At 49.5% G+C, this 24,754-nt stretch carries 16 protein-coding genes; 14 read left to right on the plus strand and 2 right to left on the minus strand.

Annotated elements, in window-relative coordinates; all coding sequences use genetic code 11:
• The first annotated feature begins 81 nt into the window (after positions 1-81).
• From ITJ87_RS01995 to ITJ87_RS02060, 14 genes are all read left to right on the plus strand, one after another.
• On the plus strand, positions 82-1,248 hold the full coding sequence (locus tag ITJ87_RS01995; protein ID WP_117600247.1) for an exo-beta-N-acetylmuramidase NamZ domain-containing protein: 1,167 nt from the start codon (positions 82-84) through the stop codon (positions 1,246-1,248).
• A gap of 158 nt (positions 1,249-1,406) precedes the next feature.
• Positions 1,407-2,861, plus strand: a complete 1,455-nt coding sequence (locus tag ITJ87_RS02000) for a sodium:solute symporter (protein WP_087332263.1) — start codon at positions 1,407-1,409, stop codon at positions 2,859-2,861.
• A gap of 15 nt (positions 2,862-2,876) precedes the next feature.
• The gene (locus ITJ87_RS02005) at positions 2,877-5,879 is read left to right on the plus strand and encodes a xanthan lyase (RefSeq protein WP_117965623.1); all 3,003 of its coding nucleotides are present in this window, start codon (positions 2,877-2,879) and stop codon (positions 5,877-5,879) included.
• A gap of 19 nt (positions 5,880-5,898) precedes the next feature.
• A complete protein-coding gene (locus ITJ87_RS02010) occupies positions 5,899-7,758 on the plus strand; it encodes a PQQ-binding-like beta-propeller repeat protein (RefSeq protein ID WP_117965626.1) in 1,860 nt (619 codons plus the stop codon).
• A 17-nt stretch (positions 7,759-7,775) separates the two neighbouring features.
• Positions 7,776-9,236: a glycosyltransferase family 2 protein gene (locus tag ITJ87_RS02015; RefSeq protein WP_117965629.1), complete on the plus strand. Its 1,461-nt coding sequence runs from the start codon at positions 7,776-7,778 to the stop codon at positions 9,234-9,236.
• 36 nt (positions 9,237-9,272) lie between these two features.
• Positions 9,273-10,205 (plus strand): DUF4922 domain-containing protein, encoded by a 933-nt coding sequence (locus ITJ87_RS02020; RefSeq protein WP_117965664.1) that lies wholly within the window; start codon positions 9,273-9,275, stop codon positions 10,203-10,205.
• A 41-nt stretch (positions 10,206-10,246) separates the two neighbouring features.
• On the plus strand, positions 10,247-11,566 hold the full coding sequence (locus ITJ87_RS02025; protein ID WP_117965632.1) for a SpoIID/LytB domain-containing protein: 1,320 nt from the start codon (positions 10,247-10,249) through the stop codon (positions 11,564-11,566).
• 27 nt (positions 11,567-11,593) lie between these two features.
• A complete protein-coding gene (locus ITJ87_RS02030; RefSeq protein ID WP_117965635.1) occupies positions 11,594-12,916 on the plus strand; it encodes an MFS transporter in 1,323 nt (440 codons plus the stop codon).
• Between the two features lie 20 nt (positions 12,917-12,936).
• Positions 12,937-14,178 carry an exo-beta-N-acetylmuramidase NamZ domain-containing protein gene (locus ITJ87_RS02035; RefSeq protein WP_117600244.1) on the plus strand — a complete coding sequence of 414 codons (1,242 nt, stop codon included), beginning with the start codon at positions 12,937-12,939 and terminating at the stop codon, positions 14,176-14,178.
• Between the two features lie 109 nt (positions 14,179-14,287).
• The gene (locus tag ITJ87_RS02040) at positions 14,288-17,260 is read left to right on the plus strand and encodes an FAD-binding and (Fe-S)-binding domain-containing protein (RefSeq protein WP_117600243.1); all 2,973 of its coding nucleotides are present in this window, start codon (positions 14,288-14,290) and stop codon (positions 17,258-17,260) included.
• 29 nt (positions 17,261-17,289) lie between these two features.
• Complete coding sequence (locus ITJ87_RS02045; RefSeq protein ID WP_117600242.1) at positions 17,290-18,474, plus strand: acyltransferase family protein; 1,185 nt, start codon at positions 17,290-17,292, stop codon at positions 18,472-18,474.
• A gap of 113 nt (positions 18,475-18,587) precedes the next feature.
• Complete coding sequence (locus tag ITJ87_RS02050) at positions 18,588-19,427, plus strand: BadF/BadG/BcrA/BcrD ATPase family protein (protein WP_117600241.1); 840 nt, start codon at positions 18,588-18,590, stop codon at positions 19,425-19,427.
• 46 nt (positions 19,428-19,473) lie between these two features.
• Complete coding sequence (gene murQ / locus ITJ87_RS02055; protein ID WP_117600240.1) at positions 19,474-20,310, plus strand: N-acetylmuramic acid 6-phosphate etherase; 837 nt, start codon at positions 19,474-19,476, stop codon at positions 20,308-20,310.
• A 95-nt stretch (positions 20,311-20,405) separates the two neighbouring features.
• Complete coding sequence (locus ITJ87_RS02060) at positions 20,406-22,262, plus strand: serine hydrolase (RefSeq protein WP_117965638.1); 1,857 nt, start codon at positions 20,406-20,408, stop codon at positions 22,260-22,262.
• Between the two features lie 70 nt (positions 22,263-22,332).
• On the opposite strand, the gene ITJ87_RS02065 is transcribed toward ITJ87_RS02060, so the two are convergent.
• Both ITJ87_RS02065 and ITJ87_RS02070 read right to left on the minus strand, forming a co-directional pair.
• A complete protein-coding gene (locus ITJ87_RS02065; protein ID WP_117600238.1) occupies positions 22,333-22,965 on the minus strand; it encodes an FKBP-type peptidyl-prolyl cis-trans isomerase in 633 nt (210 codons plus the stop codon).
• A gap of 68 nt (positions 22,966-23,033) precedes the next feature.
• Positions 23,034-24,575, minus strand: coding sequence for a glycine--tRNA ligase (locus tag ITJ87_RS02070; protein ID WP_117600237.1), 1,542 nt, complete (start codon positions 24,573-24,575; stop codon positions 23,034-23,036).
• Positions 24,576-24,754 lie beyond the last annotated feature (179 nt).

Below are 24,754 nucleotides of genomic sequence, written 5' to 3' on the forward strand. Positions count from 1 at the left end.
AAAAATACCCAAATAAGTGTTTTTGATATTAAAATAAACCGTATCTTTGTTGCAAACAACGTCCTCCTTAATAATACTATTATGAAGAAACTGCTGCTTTTAGCCTTTGTGCTATGTAGTTCTTTACTGTGCCGGGCACAAGAAGAACGAATTATTTTAGGTGATGAACAGACTTCCGAGTATTTTCCAATCCTAAAAGATAAACGAATTGCCATATTCTCCAATCATACAGGAATGATAGGAGACAAGCATCTGCTGGACATTCTGCTGGAAAACAAGTTCAATGTAGTAGCCATTTTCTCCCCTGAACACGGTTTCAGAGGAGATGCCGACGCAGGCGAACACGTGTCCAGCTCGGTAGACAAGAAGACCGGAGTACCTATCCTCTCGCTGTACGACGGGAAATCCGGAAAACCAAGCGAAGCATCCATGCGCAAGTTCGATATCCTTGTGGTAGACATCCAGGATGTAGGCCTGAGATTCTATACTTATTATGCCTCTATGTGCCGGCTGATGGACGCTTGTGCAGAATACAACCGTAAGGTGCTGATACTGGACCGCCCCAATCCGAACGGACACTACGTGGACGGCCCGATACTGGACATGAAATATAAATCCGGTGTAGGTTGGCTGCCGATTCCCGTGGTGCACGGCATGACGCTGGGCGAACTGGGCCTGATGGTAAACGGCGAACGCTGGTTGCCGGCGTCACGCACTTGCGACCTGACCGTCATTCCCTGCAAGAACTATACGCACCAGACCCTATACAAGCTGCCGATTCCCCCGTCCCCCAATCTGCCGAACATGAAGTCCATCTATCTGTACCCCTCGACCTGCTATTTCGAGGCCACTCCGGTCAGTCTGGGAAGAGGAACCGACCTCCCCTTCCAGGTCTACGGGCATCCCAACATGACGGGCTACAGCTACAGCTTCACCCCGCGCAGTGTTCCCGGAGCCAAGAATCCGCCCCAGCTGGGCAAGCTTTGCCACGGCGTGAACCTGAGCAACATGAGCGACGAGGAAATCTGGAAACGCGGTATTGACTTGAGTTACGTGATAGACGCTTACCGGAATCTGAACATGGACGACCACTTCTTCCGTTCCTTCTTCGAACTGTTGATAGGCACCGACTACGTGCGCAAAATGATAAAGGAAGGGAAGAGCGCCGAAGAAATCAAGGCAAGATGGAAAGACGACGTAGAGAAATTCAAGGTACAGCGCAAGCCCTACCTGCTCTACGAAGAATAAAGGGATGTACGATTTGACGATTTACGATTTACGATTAAAAAATGAACGTGAATTGGAAGAGAACGTCAGAGCGTACATAGGATAATCAAAGTCGTACATATCATCAAAAGAAGTAATTTCAATCGTAAATCGTAAATCATAAAATCGTAAATAACCTCATGACTCCACTTTCCGTAATCATTACCATCGCTGCCTACTTCGTGATATTGTTCACGGTATCTTATATTGCAGGAAGAAAGGCTGACAACGCAGGATTCTTTGTCGGTAACCGTAAGTCATCCTGGTATGTCGTGGCGTTCGCCATGGTCGGTTCCGCCATTTCAGGTGTGACCTATGTATCCGTACCCGGCATGGTTGCCGCCAGCAGCTTCGGCTATCTGCAAATGGTGTTGGGCTTCATTGCCGGACAGCTCATCATAGCCTATCTGCTGGTACCGCTATTCTACAAAATGAACCTGGTATCCATCTACGAATATCTGGAGAACCGTTTCGGCATGTCTTCCTACCGCACGGGTGCCTGGTTCTTCTTCATCTCCAAAATGCTCGGTGCCGCTGTCCGTCTGTTCCTCGTATGCCTGACGTTGCAACTGCTGGTATTCGAACCTTTCGGACTGCCTTTCCTACTGAACGTGGCCATCACCGTGGCACTGGTCTGGTTGTACACTTTCCAGGGTGGCGTAAAGTCTCTTATCTGGACAGACTCTCTGAAGACATTCTGCTTGGTGGTGTCGGTCGTACTCTGCATCTGGTATATCGCTTCCGACCTCAATCTGTCATTTACCGGTATGGTAAGCACCATTGCCGACAGTGACATGTCCCGCATCTTCTTCTTCGACGATGTGAACAGCAAGCAGTACTTCTTCAAGCAGTTCCTCGCCGGTGCCTTCACCATGATTGCCATGACCGGGCTGGATCAGGACATGATGCAGCGCAACCTGAGCTGCAAGAACTTCAAGGACTCACAGAAGAACATGATTACCAGTGTCATTTCGCAGTTCTTCGTCATCCTGCTTTTCCTGATGCTGGGCGTGCTGCTCTACATCTTTGCCGCCAACCAGCAGATTGCGGTGGAGAAGAGTGACGAACTGTTCCCGCTGATTGCCACCGGCAACTATTTCCCTGCCATTGTGGGCATACTGTTCATCATCGGCCTGATTTCTTCTGCCTATTCAGCCGCAGGCTCGGCACTCACCGCGCTGACCACTTCCTTCACCGTAGACATTCTGGGAACGAAAGGCAAGTCGGAAGAGACGGTTGTGAAGATGCGCAAGAAAGTGCACATCGGCATGGCGGTTGTCATGGGAATCACCATTTTCGTATTCAATCTTCTCAACAACACCAGTGTCATCGACGCTGTATATATTCTGGCAAGCTATACCTACGGTCCTATCCTGGGTCTGTTTGCTTTCGGCATTTTCATGAAACAACAAGTGCGTGACAAGTACATCCCGTTAGTTGCCATCGCCTCCCCGGTTCTCTGCTTCATTCTGCAGAAGAATTCCGAAGCCTGGTTCGGAGGTTATCAATTCAGCTACGAATTGCTGATTTTCAATGCACTGTTCACTTTCATCGGTCTCTGTCTATTGATTAAGAAAGATAAAAAGAACAATTAACTTAATACATCATCTATGAATGTAAGACGTCAGTTTTTACTTAGTCTGCTTGCCGCCTCCCTCTTCCCCCACGCGGGAGGCGCGCAAGGACTTCCGACGGATGTCCGTCAGGCAATCGGGAAATTCCTGGATACCACCGCACGAAAAGAAGTTTCCGTAGGACGTATCAGCATCGACTCAGTGGCTGTGGAAGGAAATACACTGCAACTGTTTGCCAACATGAACTGTGCCTATATTCCTTTCCGTGAGGACAATGTGGCCGAAATCTACCAAGGCGTAAGCGCCCTGCTGCCGGCGGAGTTTGCCAAATACAAGCTGCAAATCCGTACCAACAAGCGCAGTATCGAAGAACTGGTTCCCCAAGCCCTGCGCAGTAAAAAAGACAAAAAGACGAAGACATTCAGCCCCGTCGCTTCCAAGCCTCTGGTTACCGAAGTTTCCTCCCCCTACACCCCCACCAACGGCTTGTATAACCGGCATATCGCCCTATGGCAAAGCCACGGCTGGTACTACGAATCAAAACTCGACCGCTGGGAATGGCAGCGTGCGCGTATCTTCCAGACAGTGGAAGACCTCTACACCCAGAGCTACGTATTGCCCTTCCTCGTACCGATGTTGGAAAATGCCGGTGCCAATGTGCTGCTTCCCCGCGAACGCGATTGCCAGACGGCAGAAGTCATCGTAGACAATGACGGTTGCCTGACCGGTCGTTCCGTCTATACAGAAAATTCCGGTGACAAGCTCTGGAGTCAGGGAGAAGGACAAGGCTTCGCCCACCTGCGCCCCCAATACATAGACTTTGAGAATCCTTTCAAGGAAGGCACCTACCGCGCCATAGAAACCATCAAGAAAGGAAACGCAAGCACCGCCGAATGGATTCCCGAAATCCCTTCGACCGGACAATACGCCGTATACGTCTCTTACCAAACCTTGCCAAACAGCGCGGACGATGCCCTTTACACCGTCTATCACAAAGGCGGCACCACGCAGTTCAAGGTAAACCAGCAAATGGGAGGCGGCACCTGGATTTACCTCGGCACCTTCGGCTTCAATGCCGGCCGGAACAATGAATGCAAAGTCGTTCTGAACAACCTTTCCTCCAAAGTAGGAAGAATCATCACTGCCGACGCCGTGAAGATAGGCGGCGGCATGGGGAACATAGCCCGGGGAGAAGTCAGCGGTTATCCCCGTTTCTGCGAAGCCGCCCGCTACTGGCTGCAATGGGCAGGCATACCGGACAGTGTATATTCAGAAAGCAACGGCAAGAATGACTATACCGACGACTATAAATGCCGTGGTATCTGGGTGAACTACCTTTCCGGAGGCTCTGCCGTGAACCCGACGGAAAAAGGGCTGAACATCCCTGTCAACATGGCCTTTGCCTTCCACTCCGATGCAGGAACTACACTGAACGATTCCATCATCGGGACACTCGGCATCTACTATACCAACGCCTACAATGAGAAATTCGCCAACGGAGCATCCCGCTACTTGAGCCACGACCTGACAGACTTGATTCAGTCCAACATCGTGCGTGACGTGCGTACCCTCTACGAACCCCAATGGACACGCCGGGGCAAATGGAACCAATCCTACTATGAGGCCCGTGTACCCCGCGTACCTACCATGCTACTCGAACTACTTTCCCATCAAAACTTTGCAGACATGCGCTACGGACTGGACCCGCGTTTCCGTTTCACCGTAAGCCGCGCCATCTACAAAGGTATGCTTCAGTTCCTCTGCTCACAATACAACATGGATTATGTAGTGCAACCGTTACCGGTAGACCACATGGCCTTGCGCATGACCAGCGAGAACGAAGTGGAACTGACCTGGCAACCCGTAGCGGATGCGTTGGAACCAACTGCCGTAGCAGAGAAATACATTGTTTATACCCGTATCGGCGACGGGGATTTCGACAACGGAGTATTGGTGGACGGCAACAGTTACCGAACCACGCTCCCCGCCGGCATGGTATGCAGTTACAAGGTAACCGCTGTCAACAAGGGCGGCGAGAGTTTTCCTTCCGAAATTCTTTCCACCGGACGGGCGTTCAATTCCAAAGGTACCGTATTGGTGATAAACGGATTCGACCGTATCAGTGCCCCTGCCGACTTTACGGCCCCCGCCCCCGCCGACACCCTCCTTGCCGGATTTCTGGATGAGCAGGACCACGGGGTCCCCTATATCCGGGACATCAGCTACATTGGCAAGATGAAGGAATACCGCCGTTCCATTCCCTGGATGGACGACGATGCCTCCGGTTTTGGCGACAGCTATGGGAATTACGAGACCCAAGTCATCGCAGGAAATACGTTCGATTATCCTGCCATACATGGTGCCGCTATCCTGAAAGCGGGATATTCATTTGTATCGTGTAGTAACGAAAGCCTCTCCCCCAACCCCTCCCCCGTAGGAAGGGGAGATAAAAATACTTCGGTAGATATGAAAGAGTATAGGTATGTGGACTTGATACTTGGGAAGCAATGCCAGACCAAGATGGGACGGGGAGGCGTAAAACCGTTGGAGTTCAAGACTTTCAGCAAACCGATGCAGGAGGCTATTGTGGCTTATTGTAAGCAAGGTGGAAATATCTTTGTTTCGGGCGCTTTTGTAGGAACGGATTTATGGGACAACCGCCTTGCAACTGCCGACGAAGCCGACAAGAGATTTGCGATGGAAGTACTGAAATATAAGTGGCGTGTGGGACAAGCGGCTACAATGGGTAAGGTGAAAAGCGTAGCTTCTCCGTTCCCCGCCCTTTCAGGAAACTATACCTATCACAATGAGCTGAATGCCGATTCGTATGTGGTGGAATCACCGGACGCCATTGAACCGGCAACCAAAGATGCACACACCGTGATGCGGTATTCTGAAAACAACCTAAGTGCCGGTGTGGCTTACCAGGGCGACTACAAGACTTTTGTATTGGGATTCCCTTTTGAATCCATACGTACTGATTCTGAAAGAGAGGCACTCATGAATGCTGTACTGACATTCTTCAACGACAACAAGTAATATCAACCAATCATCATCTATGAACAGAAGACTGTTAATAATCGTCCTGATGGCTTGCCTGCTCCCCCTGGGGATGCAGGCACAGCAAGGAACATTCCGTTTTGCCCAACTGACAGACATTCATCTGACCCCGAACAATCCGAATCCCACAGAGGACCTGCTGCGTTCCGTGGCACAGATTAATGCCACCGACAGTATCGACTTTGTCCTGGTGACGGGCGACCTGACCGAAGAAGGCGATCGTACTACCATGGAAAAAGTGAAATCGTGCCTTGACTTGCTGAAGGTCCCCTACCACGTAGTCCTAGGCAACCATGAAACGAAATGGAGCGACTCCGGCTGTACCGCTTTCGGAGAAATCTTTGGCGGCGAACGCTTCGAGTTCGAGCATAAGGGATTCCTTTTCCTCGGCTTCAACTCCGGTCCGCTGATGCGTATGGCCTACGGGCATGTAGTGCCGCAAGATATCCGTTGGATGACGGAAGAAATGGATAAAAACGGCAAAGACAAACCGGTGATACTTGTCACCCACTACCCACTAATGGAAGGTGATGTGGACAATTGGTATGAGGTGACGGATGCCGTCCGCCCCTACAACGTGCGCTTGTTTATCGGCGGACACTACCACAGCAACCGGGATTTACGTTACGACGGCATTCCGGGCGTACTGATGCGCAGCAACCTGCGCGACAAAGAAAGGAAACCGGGTTACGGCATCTATGAAGTAACCGGGGATTCCATCCGGGTATACACGCAACGTATCGGCGAACCCAAGAAGCAGTGGACAGCATTCTCGCTGACCAAGCAGTATTACGACCGCAACGGAAAGGCAGAGAAATATCCCGACTTCTCGGTCAACAAGGAATATCCGCAAGTAAAGGAGCAATGGATGGTACAGACGGGCGCAGGCATTTACTGCTCTCCCGCCGTAGAAAAAGATAAAGTGTTCGTAGGAGACGATATGGGAAGGCTGACAGCCTACACCCTGAAAAACGGCAAAAAGCTATGGAGCTTTGAAGCCGGCAAGCGCATTGTCGGTACTCCGGCCGTAAGCGAGGGTATCGTTGTATTCGGGTCTGCCGACCGCCGCATCTACGGATTGAACGCCAAAGACGGCAGCCTGCTCTGGACGGTAGAAGCCGCCGAACCGGTGCTCGGAGCCGTGACCATCGCAGACGGTACCGCCTACATCGGTGCCAGTGATGCCACTTTCCGCGCCATAGACATCCATACGGGAAAAGTAATCTGGACCTACACCGGCGTAAAGGGCTACATCGAAACCAAGCCGTTGGTGACGGAAGACAAGGTCATCTTCGGCGCATGGGACAATACACTGTATGCCTTGAACAAGACTGACGGACGTGAGTTGTGGAAATGGACGGGCGGACTGACCCGCATGCACTTCTCTCCTGCCGCCGTATGGCCGGTAGCTGCCGACGGTAAAGTATTCATTACCGACCCGCAACGCGCCATGACCGCCATAGACATCCACACGGGCAATACCGTGTGGCGCACCTTTCAGTCTATGGTGCGCGAGACCATCGGACTTTCCGAAGACGGTGAACGTATCTACAGCAAAACAATGAATGACAGCATTGTCTGCTATGCAGCCCGGGAAGATGTTCCGCGGGAGTTGTGGGCAACCCATGTAGGCTTCGGTTACGAGCATGCCCCCTCCATGCAAGTAGAAAAAGAGGGGGTCATGTTTGGCAGTACCAAAGAAGGACTTATCTTCGCACTGGAAGGAAAAACAGGCAAAGTACTGTGGAAACATAAAATAGGAAATTCACTTATCAGTACCGTAGTTCCGTTGAACGGCCACGAAGTGCTGTTCACGGCAACCAGTGGAGAAACGGGACTTTTGAGAATTAAAAATTAAAAATTAAAAGATATATCATGAATAAAATCAGTTGCTTTCTTCCCTACGCAGGAAAAGAACAAGTAGAAAAAACAGTGAACAGCCTACAGGCGACAGGACTTATAGAAGAAATCCGGTTAATCACGACCGATACCACTCTGGAATCGCTCCCGGGCTGCGAAATATTGTTTGTTGACATGCCCTACAGCAGTGCAACCCTCAAAGCTATTGCTAATGCAGCCAAAGGAGAATACACATTGCTTTATACCAAAGAGACTACGCTCGAAATGGGTATGTTTGCACTGGAACGTATGATACACATCCTTGAAGATTCAAGCGCCGGTATGGTATATGCCGACCACTACCAAATAGCAGACGGCAAGCAGAGCAACGCTCCGGTAATCGACTACCAATTCGGTTCCTTGAGGGATGACTTCAACTTTGGCTCCCTGCTCCTTTTCAACACCGAAAAACTAAAGGAAGCCGCCGGACACATGAAGTCTGACTACAACTTCGCCGGACTTTACGACCTGCGCTTGAAATTGAGCCAACATTCAGACTTGGTACATATCAACGAATACTTATACAGCGAGGTGGAAAACGATACCCGCAAGAGCGGCGAAAAGATTTTCGACTATGTAGACCCCAAAAACCGTGACCGCCAGATTGAGATGGAGCAGGCATGTACCGAACATCTGAAAGAAATCGGGGGGTATCTGGCACCGGAGTTCAAGAAGATTGAGTTCTCTGCCGGTAACTTTGAGTATGAAGCTTCGGTCATCATTCCGGTGCGCAACCGTATCCGTACCATCCGCGATGCCATCAAGTCGGTACTGATGCAGAAGACAGACTTCAAATATAATCTTATCATCATCGACAACCACTCCACAGACGGCACAACGGAAGCCATCGACGAATTCAAGGACGACGAACGCCTCATCCATATCGTCCCCGAACGCAACGACCTCGGTATCGGCGGTTGCTGGAATGTAGGTGTACACCACCCCAAGTGTGGCAAGTTTGCCGTGCAGCTGGACAGCGACGACGTATACAAAGACGAAAACACACTCGCCATCATGGTACGTGCCTTCTACGAACAGAACTGCGCCATGGTGGTAGGCACCTATATGATGACGGACTTCAACATGAACATGATTGCTCCGGGCATCATCGACCACAAGGAATGGACTCCGGCAAACGGACGCAACAACGCCCTCCGCATCAACGGCCTGGGTGCCCCACGCGCCTTCTATACCCCGGTGCTGCGCGAAGTGAAAATACCCAATACCAGCTATGGCGAAGATTATGCACTAGGACTGAACTTCTCCCGTCAATACCAGATAGGACGTGTGTACGACGTGGTCTACCTCTGCCGCCGTTGGGACGACAATTCCGACGCCTCACTGGATATTGTAAAAATGAACGGACACAACCTCTACAAAGATCGTATCCGTACTTGGGAACTCCAAGCACGCATAGCAATGAACAAGAAAAAGTGATTGCACACCGTAAATCATCAAATAACAGACAAGCTCATGAATCAAACGATACACAATCTTCTAACCGGACAACTGGCATCCTGGGAGACGGCACGCAACAATTATGCTGCCCTCTCCGGTGTGCGGGTGAAAGAGCTGAATGTAAACGGCATACCCTATAAGGTACAGTTCAACCCGGCACGCATCGTTTCCTCCGGTGCCAAGGTGGATGCCAAGTCCATTCAGGAACGAAAATGCTTTCTGTGCCCGGCAAACCTGCCACCGGTACAGAAAGGTATCCCATTTGGCGGGCACTACCATATTCTGGTGAATCCGTTCCCCATTTTCCCTCGCCACCTGACGATACCGGAACTGGCGCATACTCCCCAACGCATCGCTTCCCGCTTCACCGATGTGCTGGAGCTGGCCGAGGCGCTGACGGAATATACCATTTTCTACAACGGTCCCCGATGTGGCGCCTCCGCCCCCGACCATGCTCATTTCCAAGCAGGAAACAAAGGATTCATGCCTATCGAAAAAGACTGGCGCGGACAAGTTGCCGGAAAGATAGCCGATTATGGAAAGGCTACGCTATGGTATCTCAATGACGCTCCCCGTGCCACACTTGTGATTGAATCCATCTCCAAAGAGGACGCGGCAGACTTGTTCGACATCATTTACCGCTCTCTGGACGTGAAACCCGAGGAAGACGAACCGATGATGAACGTACTGGTCCTATACGAGGCCGACCGTTGGGTGGTCTTTGTCTTCCCGCGCGAGAAGCACCGTCCCACCTGCTACACCGCCGAGGGAGAAGCCAACCTATTGAGCAGTCCGGCGTCCGTTGACTTGGGAGGTGTCTTTATCACCCCCGTAGAAAAGGATTTCCTAAAAATCACTGCGGAAGATGTGGCACAGATATTAAGTGAAGTATGCCTCTCTGCCACAGACTTCCACAAGGTACGGCAGCGTATCAGGGAAAAAATATGACTTCTGAAATCCTAAAACTCTAATTTTAAAGAAATACCATTATGAAAGAGCCCAAAGTACAAGTAGGCATTCTGTTTGAACCGCAGATAGAATTCGTTTTGCTGAACCCGTATCGCATAGACGGAACGGAAGTCAGCGGCAAGCAGGTAGTGACCTACGACGAAGGCAAGATTCTCTGGAATGGCCGCCAGTATGACGAACTGCTGTTCGAACCGCAACACGAGCAGACCGATGCCTTCGAACTATTGGACGTTACCATCGGCATCAATTTCCATTGGGAGCGCAAAGAAGACCAGTGTTTTCTGGGTGCCCTCAAAATCATCGTTGAGAATGGAAAGCTCACCGGCATCAACGTCATCCATGTAGAAGATTATCTGACCAGCGTCATCTCCTCCGAGATGAGTGCCACCGCTTCTCTGGAGCTGCTCAAGGCACACGCTGTCATCTCCCGAAGCTGGCTACTGGCACAAATACAAAAGAATAAGGAAATCACCGAAGCCCAAGCTAACTACTCGGCCTTTACGCAGACCGACGAAGAGCTGATTCGCTGGTACGACCGAGAAGACCACACACGTTTCGATGTATGCGCCGACGACCATTGTCAACGCTACCAGGGCATTACACGTGCCTCTACCGATATTGTGAAACAAGCCATCTCCGCTACCCGCGGCCAGGTACTGACATCTGATGGTAAGATTTGCGACGCCCGTTTCTCCAAATGCTGCGGCGGTGCTTTCGAGGAGTTCCAATACTGCTGGGAAGACATCAAATACCCCTATCTTGCCCAACAACGAGACAGCAAAACGCACGCCACACTGCCCGATTTGACGCAGGAAGTCGAAGCGGACCGCTGGATTCGTACCTCCCCCGAAGCATTCTGCAACACCACCGACAAGAAAATCCTCTCACAGGTACTCAATAACTATGACCAGGAGACTACGGACTTCTATCGCTGGAAAGTGGAATATACCCAGGAAGAGCTTTCAGCCCTCATTCTGAAACGTTCAGGCATTGACTACGGACAAATCATCGACCTTATCCCCATAGCCCGCGGAACCAGCGGACGCCTCTGGAAACTGAAGATTGTGGGAACCAAACGCACACTCACCATCGGCAAGGAACTGGAAATCCGCCGCACGCTCTCCACTTCACACCTCTACAGCTCTGCCTTCGTGGTAGACAAAGAGGAGTTGTCCGCCGAAGACATTCCCGGACGCTTCATCCTCACCGGTGCCGGTTGGGGGCATGGTGTGGGACTTTGCCAAATAGGTGCAGCCGTGATGGGCGAGCAAGGGTATAAGTATGATGCAATACTGCTGCACTACTATATAGGTGCCAGCATTGACAAGCTGTATGAATAATCGAATAGAACACAATAAATCAATATCATGAACCATACAAAAAACATATCGCCATGGGCATGGGTACCCACCTTGTACTTTGCACAAGGCATTCCATATTTTATCGTAAACAACATCTCCGTGATGATGTTTACTAAAATGGGCGTACCGAACGGAGAAATGGCCTTGTTCACAAGCCTGCTCTATCTGCCATGGACTATCAAACCCTTCTGGAGCCCGTTTGTCGACATCATCAAGACCAAAAGATGGTGGACCCTTTCCATGCAGATTCTGATGTCTGTGGCATTCATCCTGCTGACGCTGTCCATTCCACGGCCGGACGAGGCGACTATGGCGGCCGGAACAACCCCCATCAGCATGTTCAGCATCACGCTGATGCTGTTCATCATCACGGCTTTTGCCTCTGCCACACACGACATTGCCGCCGACGGCTTCTACATGCTGGCACTGAAACAGAGTGACCAGGCAGCCTTCGTTGGCATCCGAAGCACGTTTTACCGGCTCGCCTCTATCTTCGGACAAGGCGTGCTCGTAGCCATTGCCGGCGCCATCGAACTGAGAACCGAAAACATTCCGCTGTCATGGACCATCACGATGCTGGTTACAGCCGTTCTGTTCAGCCTGGTGACGTTCTATCACCTCTTTGCAGTCCCCAAACCCGCTTCGGACAAGTCTACACTGGCAGCCGATGCCGCCACTGCAGGAGCCATATTCAGAGAATTCGGACGAACATTCGCCACCTATTTCACCAAACCAGGTGCATTGCTGGCCATCGTGTTCATGTTGCTGTACCGCCTGCCTGAGGCATTCCTCATCAAAATGTGTATGCCCTTCCTGGTGGCCTCCAAAGAATCGGGAGGTCTGGAACTCTCGACTGCAGAAGTAGGTATCGTATACGGCACCATCGGAGTCATATTCCTCACCCTGGGCGGTATTCTGGGAGGATTATTCGCATCACGCATCGGATTGAAAAAATCCATCTGGTGGATGGCAGGATGTATGACTCTACCATGCCTGACGTTTGTCTATCTTGCCATTGCCCAGCCCGACAATCTGTTTGCCATCTCAACCTCCATCGCCATCGAGCAATTTGGCTACGGCTTTGGTTTCACGGCCTACATGCTCTACATGATGTACTTCTCCGAAGGCGAATTCAAGACCTCCCACTATGCCATCTGTACCGCATTCATGGCACTGAGCATGATGATTCCAGGGATGTTTGCGGGATACATTCAGGAGGCTATCGGATATATCGACTTCTTCTGGTTGGTGATGATATGCTGTTTCGCCACGGTTGTTGTCACCATTTTTGCAGACAGAAGAATAGACCCGGAATATGGGAAAAAGTGATTAATGTTTAATGATTAGCGATGAAAAAGATTATTATAATATCCTTGCTCTGCCTCCTCTGCGGAGGTGCGATGCAGGCACAGAAGATAAGAATAAAGACCGGCATCGAAGTACTGAAAGAACAGAATTTCCGATGCTTGGAAGGTAAACGTGTAGGGTTGATTACCAATCCGACGGGAGTGGACAACCGGATGAAGTCTACCATCGACATACTGCACGAGGCCCCGAACGTAAATCTTGTGGCACTCTATGGCCCCGAACACGGCGTACGCGGTGATGTGCACGCAGGCGACCATGTAACGGACATCAAAGACGCGACTACCGGACTGCCCGTATATTCGCTTTACGGAAAGACTCGCAAGGCCACACCGGATATGCTGAAAGACGTAGATGTATTGGTATATGACATCCAGGACATCGGTTGCCGTTCCTTTACCTACATCAGCACCATGGGACTGGCTATGGAAGCCGCTGCCGAAAACGGCAAGGAATTCATCGTGCTGGACCGGCCCAATCCTGTAGGCGGATTGAAAATTGAGGGTAACTTAGTTGAAGATGATTGCATTTCTTTTGTAAGCCAGTTTAAAATTCCGTACCTTTACGCTCTCACTTGCGGTGAGCTGGCACTGATGCTCAATGGCGAGAAGATGTTGAAGGATGGGGAACAATGCAATCTCCACGTAGTGAAGATGAAAGGCTGGAAACGCAAGATGGATTATACCCAAACCGGACTGCAATGGGTTCCTTCCTCTCCACACATTCCACATCCACATTCTGCATTCTTCTATCCCGTCAGCGGAATCCTGGGAGAGCTGGGATATATGTCCATTGGTGTGGGGTATACCATTCCGTTCCAGATGTTTGCCGCACCGTGGGTGGAAGCAGAGAAGCTGGCCGGAAACCTGAACCGTCTGAACGTACCGGGGGTTATCTTCAGACCGATGTACCTGAAACCGTTCTACAGTGTAGGCAAAGGCGAGTTGCTGCAAGGTGTGCAAGTGCACATCATGGATTTCGGCAAAGCACCGTTGAGCGACCTGCAATTCCTGGTCATGCAGGAAGTCGCCGCCCTCTATCCGGACCGTGCCGTGTTTGACCATGCCGACAAGGGACGTTTCTCGATGTTCGACAAGGTAAGTGGTTCGCGGCAGATACGCGAACGCTTTTCGAAGCGGAACCGTTGGGAAGATATACGCGACTACTGGTATAAGGATGCCGAAGACTTTCGTAAGTTGTCGAAAAAGTATTATTTATATAAATAGTTTTACAGACGAACAAAGAGGAAAGATAGCAATCATACTGAGGGTATCCCCATCAGCCCTGTTTATAGCCTACTTTGAAGAGAAATGATACGATAGTAAAAAAACAGATATGAAAGAGCGCAGTTACATGGCTTTCCTGCAGGAAGCAAGCCAAATCATTCCGCAGGAAAGAATTTATACCGACGAACTTCGCCGGCTGGCTTGGGGTACGGATGCCGGTTTCTACCGCCTAATTCCTCAGATTGTAATCCGTTCAAAAGACGAGGACGAAGTTTCACAACTGTTGAAACTGGCTAGCCGCCACGAGTTACCAGTCACCTTCCGAGCGGCAGGAACCAGTTTGTCGGGACAAGCCATTAGTGACTCCATCCTCATCGTAGCCGGCAAGAATTGGGAAAAATACAGCATATCTGCCGACCATGAACAGATAACCCTCCAACCGGGCATCATCGGACAACGTGTGAACGAATTGCTGGCCCCCTACGGCCGCAAGTTTGCACCGGATCCCGCCTCGGTAAAAAGCGCCATGGTGGGCGGTATAGTCATGAACAATGCTTCCGGCATGAATTGCGGCACGCATGCCAACAGCGACAAAGTGCTTGTTTCCGCTCGCATCGTCCTAATGGACGGTACCCTGCTGGATACCGGAAATCCCGCCAGCCGCGCCTCCTTCGAAGTGACCCACCGCAACTTTATCCGCCGCATCTGCGCACTGCGTGACGAAATACGTACCAACGAAAAATTGGCTGAACGCATCCGTTACAAATATTCCATCAAAAACGTAACTGGGCTCAATCTGCTGCCTTTTGTCCGTTTTGATGACCCGTTCGAAATCATCGCCCACCTCATGGTAGGTTCCGAAGGTACATTGGCATTCCTTTCGGAAGTGACGATGAAGACCGAATATGACTATCCCTACAAAGCCTGTGCTATGCTCTACTTCAAGACCATAAAAGAAGCGAGCCGCGCTGTGGTAGCCATGAAGAAGCTGGTCGGCAAAACCGGTGAATGGACAGTAAAAGGGGCTGAAATGCTGGACTACAAGAGCCTTTCTTCCGTCAACGACCCCATATTCCTGAAATACAAAGGTGAAGTTGCCTCCTCCACCCTCCCCGACGTAGAGCCGGGCGACGAAACCGGGCTAACCGCAGTGCTAACTGAAACCAAAGCCCGTACCCCCGAAGAACTCCGACAAAACATATCCACCATCGAAACATGCCTGCAAGCCTTCACAACTTATATTCCGGTACGCTTCACTGACCGTCCGGAGGAATATTCCAAATTCTGGGCCATCCGTTCCGGCATCTTCCCCTCTGTAGGAGGTACCCGCCAGCCGGGAACCACTTGCCTCATCGAAGACATCGCCTTCCACATTGAAGACCTTCCGGAGGCAACGGCAGAACTGCAACAGCTCATAGCCCGCCACGGATATAATGACGCCTGCATCTACGGCCATGCTCTCGAAGGCAACTACCACTTCATCATCAACCAATCCTTCAGTACCCAAGCAGAAGTGAAACGTTACGAAGATTTGATGAATGACATCAAGAACTTGGTAGTAGATAAATATGACGGTTCCCTGAAAGCCGAGCATGGTACGGGCCGGAATATGGCTCCCTTTGTCCGCCATGAATGGGGAGATGACGCCTACAAAGCCATGAAAGCCGTCAAAGAGCTGTTTGACCCACAAGGATTGCTAAACCCCGGTGTCATATTCAATGATGACCCGCAATGCCATATCAAGAACTTCAAGCCGCTGCCTTTATTAATGGAAAATGGAAAAGGAACAATTGACAATGACGCTGTACCCCATTCTCAATTATCAACTGTCTATTCTCAATTAAACAAGTGTATCGAGTGCGGTTTCTGCGAAGTCAACTGTCTCTCCTGCGGCTTTACCCTTTCCTCGCGCCAGCGCATCGTGTTGCAGCGCGAAATATCCCGGTTGAAACAAAGTGGTGAGGACCCGACACGCCTTGCACTGCTCGAAAAGCAATACCGCTATCCCGGCAACCAGACTTGTGCCGGAGACGGTCTCTGCTCCATGTCGTGTCCGATGGGTATCAATACGGGTGACCTTACCCATATAATCCGCCAGGAAGCATTGCCCAAAGGCAGTCTGGGATACAAAACCGGAGACTTTGTCGCCAATCATTTCGCTGGTGTCAAGAGTACACTGCGTCCCGTATTGTCCTTAGCCAACTTCGGACATTCACTATTAGGGACAAAGGCGATGAGCAATATTACCAAAGGCTTGCACAATGCATTAGGCATACCTCTATGGACGCCGGCTATGCCAAAACCCCTCCGTCCTTATAATAAAGCAAAAGTAACTACTCCCCCTCCCTACGGAAAAGGGGGCAAGGAAAGAGAGGCCGTAGTTTATTTCCCCAGCTGCATCAACCAGACTATGGGTCTGGCCAAGAAGTCTCCCGTAGAGCAGCCATTGGTAAACAAAATGGTGTCTTTGTTACAAAAAGCCGATTACGAAATCATCTTCCCGAAAGACATGGACAAACTTTGCTGTGGCACCATTTGGGAAAGTAAAGGGATGCTGGACATTGCCGACCGCAAGACAGCCGAACTGGAGGCCGCACTTTGGGAAGCCAGCGAACAAGGCAAATACCCCGTCCTCTGTGACCAAAGCCCTTGTCTGCACCGCATGCGCGAGTGCATCAAGAAGATGAAACTATATGAACCTGCGGAATTCATCTATACATTCTTACGTGACAAGCTGATTTTCACACCCATCAACCGCCCCGTAGCAGTCCACATCACCTGCTCCATGCGGAAAATGGGACTGGCAGATACCATTATAGCCCTTGCACGTCTCTGCTCCAGTAAAGTCATCGTACCGGAAGAAGTAGGTTGCTGCGGTTTTGCCGGAGACCGGGGATTCACCTATCCTGAGCTGAACTCGTACGCCCTACGCAAACTCCGACCGCAAATAGAAGCATCCGGAGTGAGTATAGGCTACTCCAACAGCCGCACTTGTGAAATCGGATTGACAACAAACTCAGGTATCCCCTACGTATCCATCGCTTATCTGGTAGACGAATGTACAAAGGCGGCTGATAATTAGGATTGATAACTTAACACACAAATATTACAATGAACAGTACAAAAGTAAGCAAACGCATCCTTGCACTCGACATTCTTCGTGGTGTCACCATCGCAGGTATGATTATGGTAAACAACCCCGGTTCGTGGGGACATATCTATGCCCCCTTGCGACATGCAGAATGGAACGGCCTGACTCCCACCGACCTCGTCTTTCCTTTCTTTATGTTTATCATGGGAATTTCTACGTACATTTCCCTGAAGAAATACAACTTCGAGTTCAGCCACACCACCGGCATGAAGATACTGAAACGTACCATCGTCATTTTCCTCATAGGCATGGCCATCGGCTGGTTCTCGCGTTTCTGTTATTACTGGGCTTCCGCTCCGGACGACCTCAGTTTCGGAGAGAAACTATGGGCTTCCGTCTGGACATTCGACCGTATCCGTATCCTGGGTGTCATGCAACGGCTGGCCCTTTGCTACGGTGCAGCCTCCATCATTGCACTAACCATGAAGCATAAACATATACCTTATCTGATCGCCAGCCTATTGATAGGTTACTTCATACTGTTGATGTGTGGTAACGGTTTTGCCTATAATGAAACAAACATTCTTTCCGTGGTAGACCGTGCTATCCTAACCCCTGCACACATGTACAAGGATAACGGCATAGATCCCGAAGGTTTGTTAAGTACTATCCCTGCCATTGCACACGTGTTGCTGGGATTCTGTGTAGGACGGCTGATGCTGGACGGCAACAAGTCAGAAAACCGTGCCTCATTTCTCAATTCGCAGCTTATCACACTGTTTCTAGTAGGTGTTATCCTTACTTTCTCCGGTTTCCTGCTAAACTACGGTTGTCCTATCAATAAGAAAATATGGTCTCCTACCTACGTACTCGTCACTTGCGGACTGGCATCCAGTTTTCTGGCATTGCTTATCTGGATTATTGATGTGAAAGGCTATAAGAAGTGGAGCATGTTTTTCGAGGCATTCGGTGTGAATCCGCTGTTCATGTATGTATTGGGCGGCGTACTTAGCATACTTTTCGGTAGCATCAGCTTCCCGTGGGGAGACGGCAGCATCAGTATACACGGATTCTTATATAATATAGTCCTCATGCCCGTTTTCGGTGAAACCGCCGGTTCCCTTGCCTTTGCCTTGCTGTTTATCGCCATTAACTGGTGTATCGGCTACCAGTTGTACAAACGAAAAATATATATCAAGATATAAGAATAAAGATGAAGGATTAGGGATTAATGTTTAATGATATCACCTTTATTATATGCAATACCCTAATCCTTAATCCATCATCCCTAATCCTTAATCCTTAAAAACTATTTTATATGATTTTAATAGCAGACAGTGGCTCTACAAAAACCGATTGGTGTGTTGTAGAGAATGGAGTACTTATCCAACAGATATTCACGAAGGGTACAAACCCTTTCTTTCAGTCGGAAGAGGAAATCAGTAATGAAATAGCAACAGCTCTATTACCTCAGCTGAAAACAAGTGAACTAGATGCCGTATACTTTTATGGTGCAGGATGCGGATTTCCCGACAAGATAAGTATGGTGCACCGTGCCATTACCAAACACCTCAATGTGAAAAATGAAGTGGAAGTCAATACCGATATGCTGGCTGCCGCACGTGGCCTCTGCGGACATGACTCAGGCATTGCCTGCATCATGGGAACCGGTTCCAACTCATGTTATTATGACGGGAAAAGCATTGTCACCAATGTATCTCCTCTCGGATTCATCTTGGGAGACGAAGGCAGCGGAGCCTGCTTAGGCAAACTACTAGTAGGCGATATCTTGAAAAATCAGATGACACCTGAACTTAAAGAAAAATTCCTCAAACAGTTCGACCTGACACCTGCTGATATCATCGACCGTGTCTACCGTAAACCTTTCCCCAACCGTTTCCTGGCAAGCTTGTCACCGTTTCTTGCACAGAATCTGGGTGAACCTTGTGTACGCGCTCTGGTACTGAACAGCTTTAAGGCATTCCTTAAACGCAACGTCATGCAATATGAAGACTATCAGCATCAAAAAGTACATTTCATCGGTTCAGTAGCCTTCTATTACAAGGAAGTTCTGGCAGAAGCTGCCAAAGAAATGGGTATCCAACTGGGTGCAATCATCAAGAGCCCCATGGAAGGACTCATCAAATATCACAACTGAAAGTGACAAATCGTAAATAGTAAATCGTCAAATAGTAAATAGCCTTATGTTCGTAAAAATCTCAGAGCAACCATCGCTCTACAATGACTTGGAAAAGAAATCAGTCCGTGAAATTCTGGAAGACATCAATACCGAAGACCAGAAAGTGGCGCTTGCCGTACAGAGGGCAATCCCTCAAATAGAAAAGTTGGTAACCCAGATTGTGCCCCGCATGAAACAAGGCGGACGCATCTTCTACATGGGTGCGGGTACCAGTGGACGTCTGGGCGTACTCGACGCTTCGGAAATTCCACCGACTTTCGGTATGCCCCCCACGCTGGTTATCGGCTTGATTGCCGGTGGTGACACTGCATTGAGAAATCCGGTAGAGAATGCCGAAGATGACATTCACCGCGGTTGGGAAGAACTGACGGAACGCAATATTACAGATAAGGATACGGTCATCGGTATTGCTGCATCCGGTACCACCCCCTACGTGATTGGTGCCATGCACGAGGCACGCGAACACGGCATACTGACCGGCTGTATCACCAGCAACCCGGACTCTCCAATGGCAGCAGAGGCAGATGTAGCCATCGAAATGATTGTAGGGCCTGAATATGTGACGGGAAGCTCACGCATGAAATCGGGAACAGGACAGAAAATGATACTGAATATGATTACTACTTCCGTCATGATACAGTTGGGACGCGTGAAAGGCAACAAAATGGTGAATATGCAGCTCAGTAACAAAAAGCTTGTGGACCGTGGTACCCGTATGATTGTAGAGGAACTCGGACTGGACTATGGCAAAGCCAAGGCACTGCTGTTGATGCACGGCTCGGTGAAGAAGGCAGTGGATGCGTACAGAGCCCCTCGTGCCACTAAAGAGGAAGAAGAATAGTTTCAAGAACAATTAACCCGATTAATTATCCCCTTCCCCTTTCAAGAATGTGTCAAAACCCCTTTCATAGGGGGGGCGGGGCAAATCTTTTTATTATGAAAGCAATCTGTTTTTTTCTTTTTTCTCTTTGTCTGCAAGTTGCCACTGCGCAGCCTTTGCAGCGTGTAGCTCCTGAACAGGTGGGAATGGACTCCCGCAAACTGATGTATGCCGATGAAGCGATTGAAACGGCTATCGCCAACAAGGATATTCCCGGCGCCGTACTTGCCGTAGTGCGCAATGGGAAAATGGCATACTTGAAAGCCTATGGTAACAAGCGCATCTACCCCAGTGTAGAGCCAATGACTACCAATACCATCTTTGATATGGCATCATGCAGCAAATCCATGTCGACTGCCGTATGTACAATGATACTGGCAGAACACGGCAAGCTCCGCATGCTGGACCCCGTCAGCCTCTACATACCCAATTTTAAGAATTGGGAGAGTGCAGACGGCAAAGAGAAGAAGGTAATCCGCATTGCCGACCTGATGACACATACTTCCGGACTGCCCCCATACGCACCGGTAGGCGAACTTGAAAAGCAATACGGTTCCCCCAATCCGGATGGTCTTATGGAATACATCGCTACTTGCAAACGTGACTTCAAGCCACAGACAGATTTCCAATACAGTTGCCTCAACTTCATCACCCTGCAGCATATCATCGAGACAATAAGCGGCCAAAGTCTGCGTGATTTTGCCTGTGAAAACATATTTGATGTACTCGGCATGGAGCATACCGACTATCTGCCCTGCCAACGTGACAAGAATGGCAAATGGATAAATACAACAGATGCAAACTGGGCAGGTATCACCGAAGGAAACTGGCACAATGCCATCGCGCCAACCGAAAAACAACCTGACGGGCAAGTCCTCTGCGGACAAGTACACGACCCGCTGGCCCGTATCATGAACGGAGGCATCAGCGGCAACGCCGGAGTATTCTCCTGTGCCGAAGATATTGCCGTGCTCTGCGCAGCCCTGCAGAACGGAGGCGAATGGAACGGCCGCCGTATCCTGAGCCCGCTGGGTGTAAAAAACATGCGTACCGTGCCACGCGCCACAGCCAGTCTGGGACGTACTCTCGGCTGGGACTGCTTTACAGCATACGCCTCTAACAACGGGGACTTATTCGGCCCGAACACCTATAGCCATACCGGATATACGGGTACTTCCATCGTTATTGACCCAGACAATGACACTTCTGTCATACTGCTTATCAATGCCGTGCATCCGGAAGACGGGCATAGCGTGGTTCGTCTGCGTTCATTGGTTGCCAACGCTGTAGCCGCTTCCATCTGTCCCGTTCCGCACATCTATACAGACCATTACTACAAACGCTTCCTACAGTTTATGGATGAGCCTGCCATTACAAGCAAAGACATCGTCATGCTTGGCAACAGCCTGACTGAAGGCGGTGGTGACTGGTCGGCACGCCTCGGCAAGAAGAACGTACGCAACCGTGGCATTATCGGTGACGAAGTGATGGGTATCTACGACCGTCTGCACCAGATACTCCCCGGACATCCCGCCAAGCTGTTCCTACTTATCGGAGTCAACGATATTTCCCACAATTTGACGTCGGACAGCATTGTAAGTATGATTCGTACAACCGTGGAACGTATTCAGAAAGAATCTCCCGATACGAAACTATACTTGCAAAGCCTGCTTCCTTTCAATGAAAGTTTCGGCCGGTACAAAAGCCTGACTGGGAAAACCGATATAATCCCCGAAGTCAACCTTCGTTTGGAAGCACTTGCCAAAGAAAAAAACATCGCTTATATCAACCTCTTCCCCTTGTTTACAGAGAAGGGAACGAATGTACTGCGCAGCGAACTAACCAACGACGGGTTGCATTTGAATGAGGATGGATACAAGATTTGGGTAAAGGCCATCAAGAAGAAAATATAGACTCCTCTATTATAAATAATAAAAAAGTGGTGAAGAAAAATCTTCACCACTTTTTTATTATTTATACCGGTTATTCTACGATGCGCTCCAGCAACAAATCGAACGTCAATGCGGTATATCCAGGGATTGTTCCATCACTATTACCACTGGATCCATAGGCGCTCTGCCAAGGTATATAAAGCATCCAACGCTCGCCTACCCGCATTAACTGCAAGGCTGCTGTCCATCCGGGAATTACATTTGCAACACCAAAAGTGGTTGGGGAATCAAAAGCTGTCGGTGCTTTCAACGAATTCAATGGAATATTAGTATCCAAAGCACTATACCCATCAAAATTTCCGTCAATTTGATCACCGACAATTAAAGTTCCGTAATAAAAAGCACTGACAGTAGAATGGTATCCCATATATAACGGACGTTCCCCTGTTTCATTCTTCACAAGCTTCTTGCAATATACATACTGGGCACCTTCGGTAGTGCTGGCAGTCGTCTGTATGGCATACAGTTTCCCGAGTTCCATAGCATCAGCCTGCTCTGCTGTGGCAACATAGTTCTCGCCAGTCAGCCTTTTTATCGAGTCAGCAAATGCCTCATTGCGTTCTCTCCAGTTATCATACTTCCCAGCCTCCTCCACTTCTTCACAAGAAATAAAAGCACCCACCAGCAACAGCAGGAAAGGCAAAAACAAAAGGGACTTTTTCATTTACTATTTTACTATTTTACTATTTACTATTTCAGTTTGTTCACGCATCAGTCTATTCCGTAACCGGTTTATTGCAACGTTTTCAGCAGTGATGTAATGCTTACACGGTCTGCAATGATATTGTTCAGTTCGGAGATAGCCACACGTTCTTGCTTCATGGTGTCACGGTTACGCAAGGTCACGCAATTGTCCTCCAATGTCTGGTGGTCCACAGTTACACAGTACGGAGTACCGATGGCATCCTGACGGCGGTAACGCTTGCCGATGGAGTCTTTCTCGTCATACTGGCAATGGAAGTGGAACTTCAAGTTGTCAATGATTTCGCGTGCCTTTTCGGGCAGTCCGTCTTTCTTTACCAACGGCATCACAGCCAGCTTCACCGGAGCCAGAGCAGCGGGAAGTTTCAATACTACGCGCGTTTCACCGTTCTCCAGCTTCTCTTCACAGTAGGAAGCAGACATGATGCTGAGGAACATACGGTCTACGCCTATCGAGGTTTCGATGACATACGGAGTATAGCTTTCGTTGGTTTCAGGGTCGAAATACTTGATGTTCTTACCGGAGAATTTCTCATGCTGGGACAAGTCAAAATTAGTACGGCTGTGAATACCTTCCACTTCCTTAAAACCGAAAGGCATCAGGAACTCGATGTCTGTAGCAGCATTGGCGTAGTGTGCCAGTTTGTCGTGGTCGTGGAAACGGTAATGGTCGTCGCCAAAGCCCAGCGCCTTGTGCCATTTCAGACGAGTAGCCTTCCAGGTCTTGAACCAGTCAAGCTCCGTACCCGGCTTCACGAAGAACTGCATTTCCATCTGCTCGAACTCGCGCATGCGGAAGATGAACTGGCGGGCTACGATTTCGTTACGGAAAGCCTTACCAATCTGGGCGATACCGAAAGGAATCTTCATGCGACCGGTTTTCTGTACATTCAGGTAATTTACGAAGATACCTTGTGCCGTTTCCGGACGAAGGTATATCTTCATGGCACCATCGGCGGTAGAGCCCATTTCTGTTGAGAACATCAGATTGAACTGACGCACCTCTGTCCAGTTCTTTGTGCCACTGATAGGGCAAACGATTTCTTCGTCAAGGATAATCTGACGGAGTTCGTCCAGATTATTATCGTTCAAAGCCTTGGAAAAGCGTTCATGCAAGGCATCACGCTTGGCCTGGTGTTCCAACACACGCCCGTTGGTACTGCGGAACTGAGCCTCATCGAAAGCCTCACCAAAACGCTTGGCAGCTTTGGCCACTTCTTTGTTTATCTTGTCATCGTACTTAGCAAGCTGGTCCTCTATCAACACATCGGCACGATAACGTTTCTTGGAATCGCGGTTGTCAATCAAAGGGTCATTGAAAGCATCTACGTGTCCGCTGGCTTTCCAGATGGTGGGGTGCATAAAGATTGCTGAGTCGATACCGACAATATTTTCGTGCAGCAGTACCATACTCTGCCACCAGTATTGCTTGATGTTATTTTTTAGTTCCACACCCATCTGACCATAGTCATACACAGCTCCCAGTCCATCATAAATCTCGCTGGAAGGGAACACAAAACCATATTCCTTACAGTGTGATACGAGTTTCTTAAAAACGTCTTCTTGTGCCATTTTCTGTTGTATCTAAATTAATTTGAATCTTATTTTCAGCTAAAAAGCGCCACAAAGATAGGGATTTATATCGTAAGTAGGACACAGAGGGTATTAATTTATCTTATTCCACCTTTTGAACGGACGCACCGAAGCATAAAATTACAATTCCCTATTGGTAGGATACGAGCGTTTCTACA

This window comes from Bacteroides sp. HF-162, assembly GCF_015679285.1.
GTDB lineage: Bacteria > Bacteroidota > Bacteroidia > Bacteroidales > Bacteroidaceae > Bacteroides > Bacteroides uniformis.